This window comes from Peribacillus sp. NPDC097675 (assembly GCF_050277655.1).
Classification (GTDB): Bacteria; Bacillota; Bacilli; order Bacillales; family DSM-1321; genus Peribacillus.
Map to the genome: position 1 here is coordinate 80,439 of NZ_JBNNSK010000002.1, position 15,891 is coordinate 96,329.

16 protein-coding genes are annotated in these 15,891 nt (G+C 37.2%); 6 read left to right on the top strand and 10 right to left on the bottom strand.

What is annotated here, in order from left to right; translation table 11 throughout:
• Positions 1 to 336: 336 nt before the first annotated feature.
• The gene (gene mscL, locus ACQKL5_RS03650) at positions 337 to 732 is read right to left on the bottom strand and encodes a large conductance mechanosensitive channel protein MscL (protein WP_427606673.1); all 396 of its coding nucleotides are present in this window, start codon (positions 730 to 732) and stop codon (positions 337 to 339) included.
• Positions 733 to 1,026: 294 nt separating this feature from the next.
• On the opposite strand from mscL, the gene ACQKL5_RS03655 reads away from it, so the two are divergent.
• Positions 1,027 to 1,632 carry a hypothetical protein gene (locus tag ACQKL5_RS03655; RefSeq protein ID WP_427606674.1) on the top strand — a complete coding sequence of 202 codons (606 nt, stop codon included), beginning with the start codon at positions 1,027 to 1,029 and terminating at the stop codon, positions 1,630 to 1,632.
• Here the strand turns inward: ACQKL5_RS03655 and ACQKL5_RS03660 are convergent.
• Entirely contained in the window at positions 1,627 to 1,866 is a 240-nt protein-coding gene (locus tag ACQKL5_RS03660) for a DUF3817 domain-containing protein (protein ID WP_427606675.1), read from the bottom strand. The two genes, ACQKL5_RS03655 and ACQKL5_RS03660, sit on opposite strands and share 6 nt — an antisense overlap.
• A gap of 86 nt (positions 1,867 to 1,952) precedes the next feature.
• Between ACQKL5_RS03660 and ACQKL5_RS03665 the strand changes: the two genes are divergently transcribed.
• Positions 1,953 to 2,297, top strand: coding sequence for a DUF6176 family protein (locus ACQKL5_RS03665; RefSeq protein WP_427606676.1), 345 nt, complete (start codon positions 1,953 to 1,955; stop codon positions 2,295 to 2,297).
• Between the two features lie 163 nt (positions 2,298 to 2,460).
• Complete coding sequence (locus ACQKL5_RS03670) at positions 2,461 to 3,888, top strand: aldehyde dehydrogenase family protein (RefSeq protein ID WP_427606677.1); 1,428 nt, start codon at positions 2,461 to 2,463, stop codon at positions 3,886 to 3,888.
• Between the two features lie 186 nt (positions 3,889 to 4,074).
• Here ACQKL5_RS03670 and ACQKL5_RS03675 read toward each other — a convergent pair whose 3' ends face one another.
• Positions 4,075 to 4,284 carry a hypothetical protein gene (locus tag ACQKL5_RS03675; RefSeq protein ID WP_402966829.1) on the bottom strand — a complete coding sequence of 70 codons (210 nt, stop codon included), beginning with the start codon at positions 4,282 to 4,284 and terminating at the stop codon, positions 4,075 to 4,077.
• Between the two features lie 359 nt (positions 4,285 to 4,643).
• Between ACQKL5_RS03675 and ACQKL5_RS03680 the strand changes: the two genes are divergently transcribed.
• Together ACQKL5_RS03680 and ACQKL5_RS03685 are read left to right on the top strand one after the other, a co-directional pair.
• The gene (locus tag ACQKL5_RS03680) at positions 4,644 to 4,961 is read left to right on the top strand and encodes an iron-sulfur cluster biosynthesis family protein (protein WP_427606678.1); all 318 of its coding nucleotides are present in this window, start codon (positions 4,644 to 4,646) and stop codon (positions 4,959 to 4,961) included.
• Positions 4,962 to 5,171: 210 nt separating this feature from the next.
• On the top strand, positions 5,172 to 5,351 hold the full coding sequence (locus ACQKL5_RS03685) for a hypothetical protein (RefSeq protein WP_427606679.1): 180 nt from the start codon (positions 5,172 to 5,174) through the stop codon (positions 5,349 to 5,351).
• A 225-nt stretch (positions 5,352 to 5,576) separates the two neighbouring features.
• Here the strand turns inward: ACQKL5_RS03685 and truA are convergent, their stop codons facing one another.
• The 7 genes from truA to ACQKL5_RS03720 all read right to left on the bottom strand — a co-directional run bounded on the left by truA (position 5,577) and on the right by ACQKL5_RS03720 (position 14,186).
• Entirely contained in the window at positions 5,577 to 6,314 is a 738-nt protein-coding gene (truA, locus tag ACQKL5_RS03690; protein WP_427606680.1) for a tRNA pseudouridine(38-40) synthase TruA, read from the bottom strand.
• Positions 6,315 to 6,926: 612 nt separating this feature from the next.
• Entirely contained in the window at positions 6,927 to 7,655 is a 729-nt protein-coding gene (eutC, locus tag ACQKL5_RS03695) for an ethanolamine ammonia-lyase subunit EutC (RefSeq protein ID WP_427606978.1), read from the bottom strand.
• A 45-nt stretch (positions 7,656 to 7,700) separates the two neighbouring features.
• Complete coding sequence (locus ACQKL5_RS03700; protein ID WP_427606681.1) at positions 7,701 to 9,062, bottom strand: ethanolamine ammonia-lyase subunit EutB; 1,362 nt, start codon at positions 9,060 to 9,062, stop codon at positions 7,701 to 7,703.
• Positions 9,063 to 9,078: 16 nt separating this feature from the next.
• Positions 9,079 to 10,527 carry an ethanolamine ammonia-lyase reactivating factor EutA gene (locus ACQKL5_RS03705; RefSeq protein ID WP_427606682.1) on the bottom strand — a complete coding sequence of 483 codons (1,449 nt, stop codon included), beginning with the start codon at positions 10,525 to 10,527 and terminating at the stop codon, positions 9,079 to 9,081.
• A gap of 232 nt (positions 10,528 to 10,759) precedes the next feature.
• Positions 10,760 to 12,028 carry an ethanolamine utilization protein EutH gene (gene eutH / locus ACQKL5_RS03710; RefSeq protein ID WP_427606683.1) on the bottom strand — a complete coding sequence of 423 codons (1,269 nt, stop codon included), beginning with the start codon at positions 12,026 to 12,028 and terminating at the stop codon, positions 10,760 to 10,762.
• 150 nt (positions 12,029 to 12,178) lie between these two features.
• The gene (locus ACQKL5_RS03715; RefSeq protein ID WP_427606684.1) at positions 12,179 to 12,751 is read right to left on the bottom strand and encodes an ANTAR domain-containing response regulator; all 573 of its coding nucleotides are present in this window, start codon (positions 12,749 to 12,751) and stop codon (positions 12,179 to 12,181) included.
• The gene (locus ACQKL5_RS03720; RefSeq protein ID WP_427606685.1) at positions 12,726 to 14,186 is read right to left on the bottom strand and encodes a sensor histidine kinase; all 1,461 of its coding nucleotides are present in this window, start codon (positions 14,184 to 14,186) and stop codon (positions 12,726 to 12,728) included. The genes ACQKL5_RS03715 and ACQKL5_RS03720 overlap by 26 nt, the downstream gene beginning before the upstream one ends.
• A gap of 402 nt (positions 14,187 to 14,588) precedes the next feature.
• On the opposite strand from ACQKL5_RS03720, the gene codA reads away from it, so the two are divergent.
• Positions 14,589 to 15,848 (top strand): cytosine deaminase, encoded by a 1,260-nt coding sequence (gene codA / locus ACQKL5_RS03725; protein WP_427606686.1) that lies wholly within the window; start codon positions 14,589 to 14,591, stop codon positions 15,846 to 15,848.
• The last annotated feature ends 43 nt before the right edge of the window (positions 15,849 to 15,891 follow it).

The window sequence follows — 15,891 nt, forward strand, 5'->3', positions numbered from 1 at the left end:
GGTTACGCTAAGGAATGTTGTATATGAAGGTTATGAAAGTCTATCAACTTATTAGAGTAATCTTTGTTATTAGATTTTAGTCACATACACTTTATATGTAGCTTTTGAAGAAATAAATAATGACTAAATATTTATATAATAGAAGCATTGAAATAGACGCTTTTCTTCGAATATTTGCCGTTACAATCTTCCGATATACATTATTCAGATTACTTTTATATAGAGATCATGACCGTATAGGATGGCTGAATCCATAAATAAAAGAACATGGTTTGAACGATCAGTTCAAACCATGTTCTTTAGCATCCCATATAATCGCGAGTCTTGATAAAAAAATTATCTACTCTCATTTTCTCGTGCATTTTTTTGCAAAAGGTCGCGGATATCCTTTAAATATTGCTCGGTAGCTGGTGCTTCGACCACTACCTCTTGCTCTTGATCTTTTTTCCTAAAAATAGAGTTTGCCAACTTCATAAATATGAAAATCGCAAACGAAATAATCAAGAAATCGATGACAGCTTGAACAAATGAACCATATTGAATCACTGCTTTGCCTACCGTTATGGACAACGAAGAGAGATCAATTCCCCCTAGTAAAATCCCAACAATCGGTGTGATTATATTTTCCACTAGTGACGATACGATTTTACCAAAAGCTGCCCCCATCACTACTGCTATAGCCAGATCAAGTACGTTACCTTTAGCAATAAATTCCCTAAACTCTTTAATCATCTTACCTACACCCTTCATTCTATTGTTGATATAAGCTTATCAAATAACGCAAAAGAAATGAACAGGTCAAAAGCCTATTTATCAACTTGTGATAGATTGAATAGTTTTGTAGTCACTAAAAGGAAATTCAATACACGTTCGATTAACTAAATAAAAGGCTCTTTTCGTAATGTTTTTGCTTTTAACTACGAGGAGGAAAAATTTACTTTTTATGGTACTATATATACATAGTAATAAGCTATGAGGTAAGTATATGAGGATTGCATTAAAAATAATTGAGAGGAATTATTACTTATGTTATTATCTACTGTAATTTTGGGCTGGATTGGTATCTTACTATTTCTTTTTATTGCTACAACATTCAACAAATTAGCAAAAAATAATGAATTCGGATTTTTACATTTATTAATGGCGGTCATGTATGTAATGTGGTTACCTATACCGATTGCAATGACTCATTTGTTAAATAACGAAGCCTTACAGGTTGGAATGATTTTCGGTATAATTTATTTAAGTATGATGATAATTACCATGGCTTTGCAAACAGGTCATATAGTACACATAGAAAGGGAAGTAAATAAAAGTACCACTCAGGAAGAACGTAGTAACCATATGATGGCAACATTATCTGGTCCTTTTGAGCTCTTAGCAAATATTTTAAAATGTATCTGGGCATTATTTTTAACCATTGCATTTTGGGAGAATAATAACTTCTTATTGGCAATCATAATGTCACTATTTTGCTTACTCATTGTTTATTTTCTAGCTATATTAGTTGATATTAGTCTTCTCAAGCGAATTAAATTTTTTGGTAGATTTAAGCCTAATCCATACTTTTTCAATATAGAAACTTTCTGTTTTTTCCTGATTTTAATGAGCTTTATATCTATTCATTTATAAACTATTGACGAATAATAAGTAATTCAGCCTTCTCATTTGTGATCGAATAGCTGCATATAGAATAGTGACCATATACAACATAAAAATAACCCCGTGTATACTACCGTTAATCGTCACAGCAAGTGGTAAATCAGCAAAATATTTTAGCGGCATAGCAATAATTAATAATGCCAGTAATGGAATACCATCCATGATTCCTGCTATACGTAAATAATCAATGGGTGATCGACGCATTATCTAATATCCTATCTTCAAGCTGAAGTGAATAATTGTTAATTATTTTTAAAAAATAGAAAATATATATCTAATAGGAGAAAAATATGAATGTAGAACTTACAAGATTTAAAGTGAAAAAAGGAAAATCAGAACATGTAGATGAATGGTTAACTTTCTTAAACAAAAATATGAAAGATGTTCTGATCACGCTCGAAGGTGAAAAGATGTATGTAGAAACCATTTTTAGAGAGCTGTTAAATGGTGATGAATATTTATATTGGTACTCCATCCAAGGTGAAAATGGCCTGGAAGTGAACGATTCCGATCACTGGATAGATAAGAAGCATTTAGAGTATTGGAAAGAATGTATTGATGAAACATTTAGACCGGTCGATTTAAAAACCGAAGTAGTAATGATTCCAGACAATATTAGGGATAACATGAAGTAACCTCTACTCTTACCTGCTCCCCTTCCTTTTTTACCCGTCTATATTTGTGTAATTATCGGTTCCCAACACACACATCTAAAACAAGGATGTGTGTTTTTAAGTTTATTCGTCATTATACCGGGAAAATACCTTATAAGACAAAATGAAAAAAGGAGCTGGAAATATGCGTAACTATACACAACAATATATTAATGGCGAATGGGTGGATTCCACAGGTTCTGAAACGATTGATGTTATAAATCCGGCAACAGAAAAAGTAATAGGAAAAATTAGTGCTGGTACTAAAGAAGATGTCGATCGGGCAGTAAAAGCGGCTCGCAATGCCTTTCCATCCTTCTCCAGAATGGAAAAAGAAGAAAGAATTCAACTTTTAGAGAATATTGCTAAAGAATATGAAAATCGCAAAGACGATTTGGTTAAGGTTATGACCGAAGAGTTAGGGTCTCCTGTTACACGTACTGAACAAGTACAATACGAGATGGGATTACAACATTTTAAAAAGGCAGCTGAACTTCTTAAAACCTTCGAATTCACTGAGCAACGTGGGAACACATTAATAAAAAAAGAGGCAATCGGCGTGGCTGGACTTATTACGCCGTGGAATTTCCCAACAAACCAACCCTCTACCAAACTGGCGAGTGCATTTGCCGCGGGTAGCACTGTCGTTTTAAAACCGGCAGCTATGACACCCTTTGCAGCAATCATTTTAGCAGAGATATTCGATAAAGCCGGATTACCTAAAGGTGTATTCAACTTAGTGAATGGATCTGGATCAACCATTGGGGACGCAATTAGTTCTCATCCTGATATTGATTTTGTTTCCTTTACCGGTTCTGGTGGCGTAGGTACGAAAATCATGGAAAATGCTGCCCAAGATATAAAGAAAGTGTCACTTGAACTCGGAGGAAAATCCCCATTAGTCATTTTAAAAGATGCAAATGTTAAAGAAGCCGCAAAAACAGCTATCTTAAATGTTGCGATGAATACCGGACAAGTATGTACGGCTGCAACCCGGACCCTCGTTCCAAAATCGATGCATGATGAATTCATCGAAGCAGTCAAAGAAGCACTGCCCGATTTCCCAGTAGGCGATCCACAAGATAAAAACACCTTTATGGGACCGCAAGTATCCAAGGAACAGTGGGAAACCGTTCAGTCCTATATTAAAAAAGGTACAGAAGAAGGAGCTACGCTTGTAGCTGGTGGACCTGGAAAACCAGAAGGACTGGATAAGGGTTATTTCACCAAAATCACAGTTTTCACCGATGTAAAAAACGACATGACCATTGCTCAAGAGGAAATCTTTGGACCTGTCATGTCCATTCTCACATACGAAGACATTGATGAGGCCATCGAAATAGCCAATGATACTAAATATGGCTTAGCCGGCTATGTATTTGGTACGAATCCAGAAGAATTAATAAAAGTGGCCTCAAACATTCGAGCTGGCCAAATCACGGTTAACAATTCCAAAACGGACTATTCAGCACCATTCGGCGGTTTTAAACAGTCAGGAATCGGTCGTGAATGGGGCGATTTCGGAATTGAAGAATTCCTTGAGCCTAAAGCTATAATTGGTATGCCCTCTTAATGGGTTATGTGGGTGTCCTTATCGGGCCCCCTTTGATTATTGATAGACTATCATTGAAAACTCGATTTTCATCTTCAAGTAGTTTTTAGCTCTACCTTTTTGAATGCAAAAAAGTCGTTCAACTTCTGAATACTCAGCTTGTTGAACGACTTTTTGCATTACATTACGATAAGAGATCTATTAACCTCAACGCGAAGTTTTAGGCTCTGAACAATCCGAACAACTTCTCTGATTGCTACCTTTAAATTTAGTGAAAGATTTTTCAAAAACATTTCCGCATGAACATTTAAACTGTAGTTTTTGAGAGTACCCAAGATATTCAGTAGAAAGTAATTCACTATCGGAATTCTTCGTGACATAATCACGGATATTTTCAATAGTCCATTTTTTATTCATATTACACACCTCCGATAGTGTTCCCGAATTAAACGTAGGAAGAAGTTTCGGATACTTTCCTTTCAATTAGGCGCTAGACTCCCTAATCTACCTGAGTACCCTATTATAGCATTACTTCTTTTAATATCATACTTCGCTTAATCATATTTCGGATGACATTTCCTTCTATCAAATCTACCGCAGATAAAGAGAATAAAGATAATTAAACATGGTATTCCAGAATAAGAATATTAGTAAGAATACTGGGAAGTATCTGCACCAATTAAAGCAGCCTCACTGAGCACATTAATTTATAAATAATTGGGTATAGGAATACATAGAATAATTTTGAAGCAATATTTTAATAGGAGTGTGTATAAATGCAAATCGAGATTAAACAGGCTGCAGTAGACCAACTTAAAAAAGTAGATTATAAAGATTCTGAGGGCATTCGGATTGAAGCCATTTATCGTGGAAGTTGTTCTATTTATGTAGAACACGAACTGAAAATCGACAACCAGAACAAAGATGATGAAAAACACATCATTGATGGAATCCCTATCTTAATTTCAAGTGAGTCAAAAAAACATCTTCCTGATAAAGTTTTCCTTAATTACAACGATAGTCTAGGGTACAAATTATATTCTGACGAAGAGACATTCAGGTATAACCTTCGGTTGAAAAGAGTAAATGAATAAAAGTCAAGAACCCTTCTTTTTCAGTAGGTTTTTTTGCGAATGGAACTGGCTTTTTCGGAAGGCTATGTTCAATAACTAAAGGCTCTATAATCAAAATGAGAGGAAAGTTGTTTATTTCCAATTAATGAAACTTATCGGTCATTAAGAACGTATCAATATTAGTGTTTTTAGTTATTCAACTAAGAGAGCCAATTTAATTGGGGGGGTAAAATGAAAGAGATAACAGGATTGTACATTATTCTAATCGCAATATTTTTTGTGAATCTAACAAATATCACATTGTTTAATGGGGAATGGAACGGTATAGCAATGTGGCTTAGCACAGGGTTATTTATAGCTGGTACTGCCTACTTTTTATTGAGTAGAGATGCCATTAAGAAAAAGAAATAGCGTTGATAATAACCTTCATTTACTATATAGGACACTAGATGAAGTAGATTAACGAAAAAAGGACTCATTTTGGATCTTTTTTTCGTTATTATCTTTTATTAAAAATATCAGTTAACAGAACCTTTCGGAAAGAAACGCCCTCTCCTTTTGTTTAAAGCAAAATAAAAAAACGGGAGAAACATATCTGTGAATGCTTCTGCCGTTCAAGTGATTTTATTTTTTCATTTAGAAATCGACGTTTTCCAAGTATAAACCAGCTGGATCTGCCATACGACCCGTTTGGACTCTTTCTTTTGACTCGATAATACTTGGGATATTCTTAGCGTCTATTTCACCCAATCCAACTTCTATTAAGGTTCCGACTATTTTCCTCACCATATTATAAAGAAAACCATTACCACGCACTCTTATTTCGATGAAACCGGCATTTTCTTCGAAATCAATCGAATATATTTCCCGCACCATGGACTTTTTCTTTGACTTGGCATTTGAATAAGAAGTAAAATCATGACTGCCTATAAAGTAATGACTAGCTTTTATCATATTGGGGACATGCAGGCTTTCCTCAACATGCATACTATATTTGCGCATGAAAGGATTAGTATATTGCTCATTCCATATCTTATACAAATAAGTCTTATCCTTAGCATTATAACGGGCATGGAAACGATCGGAAACTAAAGTAACTTCCACAATACTGATATCTCGAGGTAAATACCTATTCAAGTAATTCATGACTTCTGCTTCAGTCATATTTGTATCACTCTTAAAATTCGCTATTTGGGAAAGAGCATGTACACCGGAATCCGTTCTGCTGCAACCAATTATCTCAATCGGCTCCCCTACCATTTCTGTTAAAACACTTTCGATTTTCCCCTGAATCGTATTTTCACTATTACCTAGTCGCTGCCAGCCTTGATAGCGCCCGCCATCATATTGAATCGTCAATTTATAATTATTCATTACTTCCTCCTAATTTTATTACTAATGCAAGATCTTCAAAGAAAAACCTTGTAAACTCATGCCACTCACACAAATCTCATAGCATGCATGAACACATGATTTTCCGTAAAACATTAAATTAGTATGTAATATTTTCAATAGTCTTTCTCGATACATGATTTATGTAGTAATTTATTCTAATTTGATATTAAATACAAGCAAAAATGCGAAAAGCACTTCTGCCTAGTGTACCAAAGGGACTGACGTCATGCAATGAAACGAAATATTCAAAATCCTCATGAGAAATTATGCTAAAAAATAAAATTGAGAGTTCCCCCCTCTATATAACACATTTTAAAAATATGAAGTTGGAACTTTAGAATATCGCAGGGGCTCTGAGGAGGAAGAGATTATTTATATGAATTTTACACACTCTAAATATTGACGGTATAGGAAAGCTTAATGATTATGTTTGATGCAAAAAAACCTAAACCCTAATAAGGATTTAAGTTCTTTTTACACTAAGGGCTGTAATGGGTTCGATTTTTCTATAGCATCTCTGTAAATTGTTTCATCAACATGTAAAATAACTTGATTGCCCACAACTTCACGAAATTTAGCGTGCTGTAATATTTAGCCTTCCTTTTTCACGAGCGAAATGCCACTCGCTTCATACTTTAGAATTTTTTGAATAAGTGTGCCAAGATAGGCACCGGCTTCAACAGGAGGAATGCCACCTTTATGAATATTTGAGACAACCATTCGCTCCGATTCTATCGTGCCGATACGCGGCTTATAGCATAAATACGCACTGAGTGACTCAGCCGAAACAAGTCCAGGCCGCTCGCCAATCAGCAATATGACCACATCCGGCTGAAGTATTTCCCCAATTTCATCCATTAGGGCAACGCGGCCTTTATCAACATAAAAAGGCGTACCTGTTTCAATACCTAAGTTTCCGAGTGACTGGACGAGTGATAAATACACATCTTCCACATTCTCCTCAATTGCTTTTGCGCTCAAGCCATTTGAGACGACTATTTGCGCGCAAGGTAAAGACTTGCATTTCTTTTTAATGACCTCTTTTGCATCATCGGATAATTTGCGTCCAAGATCTGGCCGGCGAATGTATTCTTCTTTATCTTTAACACGTGTTTGAACTTGGAATAAATCTAGTTCCTTTAGTAATTCTTCTGGTACTTCTCCGTATACTGCATCCACTGCTGCTGCATGGTCAAACCGAAATTGAAGCCAAGTACTCGTTTTTGGTCTTGATCCTGCCTTGCCTACTGCTATGCGTGCCGGGGTTTTCATTTGTAACTCTTCTATCAATTCGGTATTTTCCTGGTTTAGGCCCTTCATATGTTGCAACCGCTGTTCATTTTGCAAAATAAGTATCCCCCTTTTTTATGAAAATAAAGAAATGTCACCAGCGTTAGGGCCAAGGTGCCCATTTTCGTATATCCCCATTTTCTCTAGCCACTCCAGAAAAGCCGGCGCCGGTGTTTTTCCAAATAGCTGGTTTAATGTTGCCACGTCGTGATAGCTCATAGATTGATAGTTCAGCATACAATCATCACCCATAGGTGTGGCTATTATGAAGTTTACGCCTGCTGCTGTCAGTAAAACACCCAGGTCTTCTATGTCATTTTGATCGGCTTTTATATGATTCGTGTAGCAAATGTCTACACCCATAGGAAGACCATGCATTTTGCCCATGAAGTGATCTTCAAGACCGGCACGAATAACCTGCTTGCTATTATATAAATACTCTGGACCAATAAAACCGACGACTGTATTGACTATATAGGGATCATAATGGCGGGCAAAGCCATAATTACGCGATTCAAGCGTCAGCTGGTCAATACCAAAATGCGCTTCTGCAGACAATTCAGAACCCTGACCCGTTTCAAAATACATATGCTGTGGCCCAGTCCCTGTTCCCTGTCTTTTTGCCAACTCATTAGCTTCTGCGATTAGTTCAGCTGTAATGCCGAATGAACGGTTTGCTGCTTCTGTACCCGCGATACTTTGGAAAATCATATCTGCTGGTGCGCCTTCTCGAATAGCTTTCATCTGTGTATTTATATGGGCAAGCACACAGTTTTGTGTCGGAATCTTCCATTCTTGTATAAAATCATTGGTCGCGTGTAGAAGACGTTTCACACTTTCAACAGAATCGTTAACCGGATTAATACCAATTAGTGCGTCGCCAATTCCATACGAGAGACCATCTTTGAGGGAGGCAATCATTCCATCCACATTGTCAGTCGGATGATTTGGCTGTAACCTCGATGATAGAGTACCTTTCTGACCAATAGTAATATTACAGGTAGTTAAAATTTCCATTTTGTTTCCCGCCTGAACTAGGTCCAGATTCGACATTATCTTTGTGACTGCAGCAATCATTTCACTGTTCAGTCCTTTACTAAGCCGTTTCAGCTCTCTGTCTCCTATTTCACTGCTCAAAATGTATTCTCGTAATTCTGCAATACTCCAATTTTTCACTTGCGAATAAATCTTTTCATTTACGTCGCCTTCAATAATGGCGGATACCTCATCCTGATCAGTAGGTAAAAACGGAGTGTTTCGAATATCAGCAAGCGTAATGTCACTGATAACTGTTTTAGCAGCGATACGTTCTTGCACATTTTCCGCTGCAAGCCCCGCGAGACGATCTCCCGATTTCTCTTCATTTGCTTTTGCAAATACTTCTTTTAAATTGGTGAATTGATATACTTTACTGCCAAGCGTGGTTTTTAACTTCATACTATTTATATCTCCTTTATGTTGAATGAAACGTTAGTGTTTTGACGACAACAGGTACAACTTCGGACTGCCGAGTGCGTCCAATGTCCATATAATCGCCATGTTCTACATTTATCTGATCAATACATATGACACTTTGCCGAGCATTCATGGCCTGCAATGTCTGACCAAGCACTTTGGCGTGATCGGTTTGTAATACGATAACAACTGGCTGCTCCGGATCATGTCGCAGTTCCATCAATTTTATAATTTCTTTTGCTAATGTTTGAATATCCTTAAAACCCATATATGGCAAATCCGCTAAATAAATAACGAAATTTTGTCCTTCCTGAAACGAATCATATATGTCAATTGCCTCTTTAACAGACTCTTCAAATATAGAAAGCCCGCTTTCAAACCCATCTTTAAACGAGAATTTGTATACAGGCATATTTTTTAGAGGTAGCTCATCTGAAGCAACATGTATCGTTGCACCGCTTATTTCCGTCGTTTGGGTTCCAGCACCGATTACCGTCGCACGTACAGTCTCGTTGGGTTCGATTCTATTCCATTTAGTGAGAGCTTTATTTTTTAACAATGCCTCTGCCAGTTTAACTCCGATATCACAGTACAAGATGTCAGAGGGTTTTGACGATTCCTTTTTATACATGCATTCAGAAATGCCACCAGAAAAGATAATATCTTCAACCTTTTCTTCCCAATTGGGCTGATGACCCAGTAGTAGTACATCATCTTTTAAAACTGGATCATTTGCTATAATACGTGCAATTGACTCAGCCATGAATTCCGTCACTTTATCAATATCGAGGTGATGAAACGAATCCCCTAATGTAAGAGTCCAGCCTTCCTGCTCAATTAACCTCTGTACGGGGGTTGATATCGATGTGACCAACCCTTCACTGAACTCAATGAGTCTTCCTCCAATATGCAATGTACATGTACCTAGCAATTCCTCCCGTTTAAAGACAGCTATATTGGCTGTACCTCCACCAATGTCAACGTTGGCTGTCACTTTTCCAGTTTTCACCGAGTGATCATATGCACCGGATCCTTTTGCCGCGATTATTCCTTCAAGGTCTGATCCAGCCGTTGCCACGAGAAAGTCACCAGCTTCACCTGAGAGGTGATGGACGATTTCGCTTGCATTTTGTTTTGTTGCGGCTTCACCGGTTATGATGACAGCTCCTGTTTCGATATCCGATGAATGTACACCCGCCTCCTCATATTGCGACCGAATGATTTTTTCCACGCTAGCTACATCAATGGTTATAGCATCTTTAAGTGGTGTTCGAAAAATGGGACTTTTGTATAAGATTTCTTTACCGACAATTTCGATGCGCGGGATATCCGTACTCCCTGCGGTATTCATAAGTGAAAAGCGACTGATAATAATTTTAGTTGTACTCGTGCCAATATCTATACCAGCGCTAATGATCGTTTCTCGTTTCAAATGAACTCCGGCCATTCAGACACCTGCTTTCCCCGTAAAAAAAAGACGCCTTTACATAACCGACGATTATTCGTCGAGCTGTAAAGGCGCCTTTGCCAAAAACATTTACTTTTCAATAGAAACAATATATCAAATATTCTATCAATTGTAAAGATTACAGTTAATTTACCCTCTATCACTAATCCTTCTTAACCCATATTTGAGGTTACTGTGTATCCCAACATTTTTAATAACTAACCGATAATTGTTAGGCTTTCTTATCAACAAGATATTCAGCATCCCCTTCTGTGAGATACTCTCCTTTTTTAATTATACCGTTCTTACGGTCCTGTTCTTCCAGTTTCAAGGCAGTTGGGACGGATAGCCAATAAGCGAAAGCAATTGCACATACACCAGCTAGAAATTTGCCGGCAAGAACCGGTAAGATGAGATTTGGCTGAAAGTTAGCGGTAAAGGAAAGATGATCTCCTAGCAAAAAAGCTGAACATACCGCAAATGAAATATTGATCACTTTGTCTTTAGGAGGCATGTACCGAATGAGCTGAAACATCGCTAGAATGTTAGCTACTGTTGCCAGAATACCAGCACTTCCAGTAGAAGATAAACCAAGTTTACGTCCACCTAATTCAAGCGGTTTTGCTGCATATTTACGGAGTAAATATACCATTGGGAAGGCTCCGGCAAGCATGATACCGATATAACCTGCTGTTTCCAGGGCACGGAACTGATCCTTTTCATCAGCCATGATTGGATGGAATCCCCATTCTCCGAAGACCGTCGAAAAGATACCTGTGAAAATTTCAATAATCGAGAAAACAAGTACTAGTTTAATTAACGCATCCATCACTCGCCCAAAAATCATAAAACCGCTGATCATCATACGCGGGAAAAATTTTAGTCCAGCCGCAATCGCGAGGACAAATAGGAGCAGAGGTAATAAATTCAGAAAAATTTGCCCATATGCCAGTGCGAATTCATGTGTTGAATCAGCTGTTGTACTAATTTCTGTACGGATTTCTGTATTAAATAAAACTACCAATACACTTGAAATTAACGCTCCAATCGGAATCGTCAATACGCCTGACATGATTCCAAGTGCCATATACTTATGATCGCGTTTATCAAGCATCGCTAGTCCCATCGGAACCGAGAAAACAATGGTGGCGCCAGCCATATAGCCAACGATCAATGCCATTATCCAGCCTTCATATGATCCCTTCAATGCATTCGCCAGTTGATATCCGCCCATGTCAGATGCCAGAATGGCTGTTGCTGCAATCGCCGGATCGGCACCAAGAAGATTAAAAAATGGTCCGACGAGTTTATCAATAAAAATTGTTAAATACGGAATGGATGCCATAATTCCAGCAGCCGGAACAAAAATATGACCTACGGTATGAATACCGTCCATAAACTCTTTTCCGAGCCCCTGATCCGCATTTTTTATAGCAGCAATGGCTCCAGCAAGAGCACATGCCATGATAATGTATATTACACCTGTACCAATCAATTCCATATGAATTTCCTCCTGTTTTCTTGATGATTAGTATTATTCAATTCTCTATTCGCTTATCTCTGATAAATAACAGCCCCCTTAAAGAACAAAAAGACGCATTAAAGAAGTTACTCTTTAAGCGCCTTTGCTTAATAATTTCTTATGTACTTGTTAATTGAGATACTTTAAAATAGTTTCCTGTGCAATTGACTCCATTGTCAGCTGGCGGGACATGCTCTCATTTCGAAGTGAGGTATAGGCATCCTTCTCCGAGAGCTTACTCTTCTCCATCAGTAATCCTTTCGCACGTTCAATAAGCTTTCGTTTTTGAACTTCATCCTGTGCAGATTGGGCTGAACGCTTAAGTGACTTTGCTTTTTCAGCCTGATGAAGAGCTACCGTGATAGCCGGAATCAAATTTGATTCTGATATCGGTTTTACGAGGTACCCGAGAATATTATCCTGTTTAGATTTTTCCACGAACTCCTGTTGGCTATAAGCTGTAATGAGAAGAATCGGCAAATCAAGTTGGCGACCGATGATATTACTTGCTTGCAAACCATTAACTTTTGGCATCTTAATGTCCATTAATATGAGATCTGGCTTCAACTCAAAAGAAAGTTCAATCGCCCGGTCTCCGTCTCCTGCTTCTCCTACCACTTGAAAACCATGATCCTGAAGCATCATTTTTAAATCCATTCGAATAATTGATTCATCTTCAGCAATTAGAATCCGTTTTTTCATGATGAATCATTACCTCCTGGCTTAGTGGGAACTTGATTATTGCTTGTGTACCATTTTGAACTGTCTTATACATGAATTCTCCCCCAAGATCATTCACAACGAGATTATGAACGATATCAAGCCCGAGCGAATATGATGCCCTTGCCATCCCGACGCCGTTGTCACGGATGTGCAGTTCAACAAACTTCTTATGGGAAAAAAACTCGATATGAATAGTACCGGATAATTCTCCTGGAAATGCGTGTTTCAAGGAATTTTGTACAAGTTCATTGACAACTAATGAAACTGAAACAGCCTTTCTGGAGGATGTTATTACTTTGTTGCCATTTGACTCAATAATCAAACCTATTTTTTTATAAAGTCCATTAAGTACCATAGACGAGCTAATTTTCTTTGATAATTCTATCAGATCCACATCGTCTTCATCCACAGTTTCATTGGCTAAAATCAATTCATAAACTGAAGAAATGCTAAAAATACGGTTTAAGGTTTCTTCAAAATGGATTCTATTTTCAGACGGATATATTTTGCGCATTTGTAACCTTAGAAGGCTTGCGACAGTCTGTAAATTATTTTTGACTCGGTGGTGAATTTCCTTAATGACAACGGACTTCATCATCAATTCTTTTTCTTTCGTGCGCAGTTCTGTCAAATCCTGAATGATCAATAGAATACCCTTCAGCTCATTTGTTTTACTATGCATTTTCACCTTTTTCACTTCAATATTTTTTGACAAAACAGTCAATTCAGAAACATAAACTGCTTCCTGGTTATCAAGAATCTCCGCTAGAAAAGGAAGGAGTGTTAAAATATCTTCATTTTGTATGCTATCTGCTTGACTCATTTCATTTATAAATCTGACTCCAGCCGGATTAGCATATACAAGCCGCTGATCAGCGTCTGTAACGAGAAAAATTTCCATCAACAGATCTGTTACAATCGGATAACCATCAATAGTTTCGGCCATCAAATCCCCGAGTGCTTTTGATCCAAATGAAATGTCAGCCCGCTCATTCGCTTTATTAAAAATAGTAGCTAATTCCTCTTCCATAATCAATGTACCAATCACTTCATGGAGATCATTACGTATGGGCACGACACTTTGCTCAACAATTTTACCTTCTTGTGTAATAGCCCGATGCCGGATAGACTTTTTTCCAGTACGATGACTATAATGAACGCCTGGTTCAAATGTTTCATAGACAAATTCCCCTACTACGGACTTTTTATAAACCGCTTCCTGTGTTCTTGGTAGTGCCTCGGCAACAACAATTGCTTGTTTGCTAGATTTCACCATACAGTCTATAAATATACACTTGTTAGTAAGTTCAGCATATAGAGGTAGCGTGTTAGCTACGTTAACAATGATCTGAATATCCGGGTCCGATAAATCAGTATATAAATGGCAAAGCTCTTCGATTGTATTTTCGGTCATATAAAAACACCTTATTATTGGATTATGTAACACTATTTAATAGGCTGATTCTTTAATTATGAATAAAATTTCAGATTATTCAAGTTTTTTTCTTGCAAACCACCCCCTACATTCCACTCAATAGCATTTCACCATTCAGCTCAGATAAATGAAAACCCACTTCATATGACAAAACGTTTAAAAAAGTTCAACCAAACAAACTCCCCTTGTTGTAATAAAACATAACACAAACTATTAAAATTAGATTTAACAATAGAATATTCTTTATTCCTAAGCTTTTTTTCAATAAACCCTTAACCTACATGTTATATAATCTAACACACTGGTGTAGACAAAGGAATTTTTTTCATTTATAGTTTTAATATACTAGCACCCACAAACAATCGAGGAGATGTGAATACTATGCTTTTAAAAAATGCTAAATTATATGGTCAAGAAGGAAGATGGAATATTAGTATAAGGGACGAAAAAATCCTAAGTATCACCTCTTACTCCCCTGAGGATACAGTAGAGAACGATCAAATAATTGATTTAGAAGGGAAACTCGTCTTGCCACCTTTTGTCGAACCGCATATCCATTTGGATTGTGTTTTAACTGCCGGAACACCTAGATGGAATCAATCTGGTACCCTATTTGAAGGCATCCAAATTTGGTCAGAGAGAAAAGTAGTTTTCAAAGATACTAAAGAAAATATTAAGAACCGTGCATTGAAGGCATTGAATATGCAAATGAAACACGGTATTCAACACGTAAGAACCCATGTTGATATCACGGATCCCAGTTTTCTAGGGTTAGAAGCTTTGTTAGAAGTCAAAGAAGAAGTAAAACCTTGGGTAGACTTGCAAATCGTCGCTTTTCCTCAGGAAGGGATCTATGCCTACCCAAATGGAGAAGAATTATTAGAAGAGGCTTTAAAAATGGGGGCAGACGTTGTTGGTGGCATTCCACACTATGAGTTTACGAGAGAAGATGGCGTTAACTCAGTGAAAAAATCAATTGAATTGGCCTATAAATATAATAAAATGGTTGATATTCATTGTGATGAGATTGATGATGAACAATCGAGATTTGTAGAAGTAGTAGCTTCCGAAGCTTATAAATTAGGAATGGGTGAGCGTGTAACGGCAAGCCATACAACCGCAATGGGCTCTTATAATGATGCTTATGCTTACAAACTTTTCAAGAAACTAAAACAATCAAATATTAATTTTGTAGCACTTCCGAAGGCGAATTTGCATTTACAAGGAAGATTCGACAGCTATCCTAAGCGAAGAGGAATAACAAGAGTAAAAGAACTTTTAGAAGCAGATATCAATGTATGTTTTGGACTAGATTCAATTATGGATCCATGGTATCCACTAGGCGATGGTAATTTAATTCGTGTTCTAGAAATGGGGCTACATGCATGCCATATGACAGGATACAACGACATTGTCACAGCGATGAAGCTAATTACTACAAATGGATCTAAAGCTTTACAGTTGAAAGAAGATTATGGTGTAAAAGAAGGAAATAAAGCGAATCTTATCGTTATTGATACAGATTCAGAGTATGAAGCCATTCGTTGTCAATCACCTGTACTTTATTCAATTAGAAACGGCGAAATTATAGTTGAAACAAAGCCTGCTATAACAAAGATTAACATCCCTATTTTCTCTTAAATTTTCTTAATATTCTAAACTTTATATAAAAAAAGGAGGACTT

Excerpts from the sequence above, each read along its gene's own strand:
- mscL (WP_427606673.1), bottom strand. The coding sequence starts at position 732 with ATGATTAAAGAGTTTAGGGAATTTATTGCTAAAGGTAACGTACTTGAT.
- ACQKL5_RS03655 (WP_427606674.1), top strand. The coding sequence starts at position 1,027 with ATGTTATTATCTACTGTAATTTTGGGCTGGATTGGTATCTTACTATTT.
- ACQKL5_RS03660 (WP_427606675.1), bottom strand. The coding sequence starts at position 1,866 with ATGCGTCGATCACCCATTGATTATTTACGTATAGCAGGAATCATGGAT.
- ACQKL5_RS03665 (WP_427606676.1), top strand. The coding sequence starts at position 1,953 with ATGAATGTAGAACTTACAAGATTTAAAGTGAAAAAAGGAAAATCAGAA.
- ACQKL5_RS03670 (WP_427606677.1), top strand. The coding sequence starts at position 2,461 with ATGCGTAACTATACACAACAATATATTAATGGCGAATGGGTGGATTCC.
- ACQKL5_RS03675 (WP_402966829.1), bottom strand. The coding sequence starts at position 4,284 with ATGAATAAAAAATGGACTATTGAAAATATCCGTGATTATGTCACGAAG.
- ACQKL5_RS03680 (WP_427606678.1), top strand. The coding sequence starts at position 4,644 with ATGCAAATCGAGATTAAACAGGCTGCAGTAGACCAACTTAAAAAAGTA.
- ACQKL5_RS03685 (WP_427606679.1), top strand. The coding sequence starts at position 5,172 with ATGAAAGAGATAACAGGATTGTACATTATTCTAATCGCAATATTTTTT.
- truA (WP_427606680.1), bottom strand. The coding sequence starts at position 6,314 with ATGAATAATTATAAATTGACGATTCAATATGATGGCGGGCGCTATCAA.
- eutC (WP_427606978.1), bottom strand. The coding sequence starts at position 7,655 with ATGAAGGGCCTAAACCAGGAAAATACCGAATTGATAGAAGAGTTACAA.
- ACQKL5_RS03700 (WP_427606681.1), bottom strand. The coding sequence starts at position 9,062 with ATGAAGTTAAAAACCACGCTTGGCAGTAAAGTATATCAATTCACCAAT.
- ACQKL5_RS03705 (WP_427606682.1), bottom strand. The coding sequence starts at position 10,527 with ATGGCCGGAGTTCATTTGAAACGAGAAACGATCATTAGCGCTGGTATA.
- eutH (WP_427606683.1), bottom strand. The coding sequence starts at position 12,028 with ATGGAATTGATTGGTACAGGTGTAATATACATTATCATGGCATGTGCT.
- ACQKL5_RS03715 (WP_427606684.1), bottom strand. The coding sequence starts at position 12,751 with ATGAAAAAACGGATTCTAATTGCTGAAGATGAATCAATTATTCGAATG.
- ACQKL5_RS03720 (WP_427606685.1), bottom strand. The coding sequence starts at position 14,186 with ATGACCGAAAATACAATCGAAGAGCTTTGCCATTTATATACTGATTTA.
- codA (WP_427606686.1), top strand. The coding sequence starts at position 14,589 with ATGCTTTTAAAAAATGCTAAATTATATGGTCAAGAAGGAAGATGGAAT.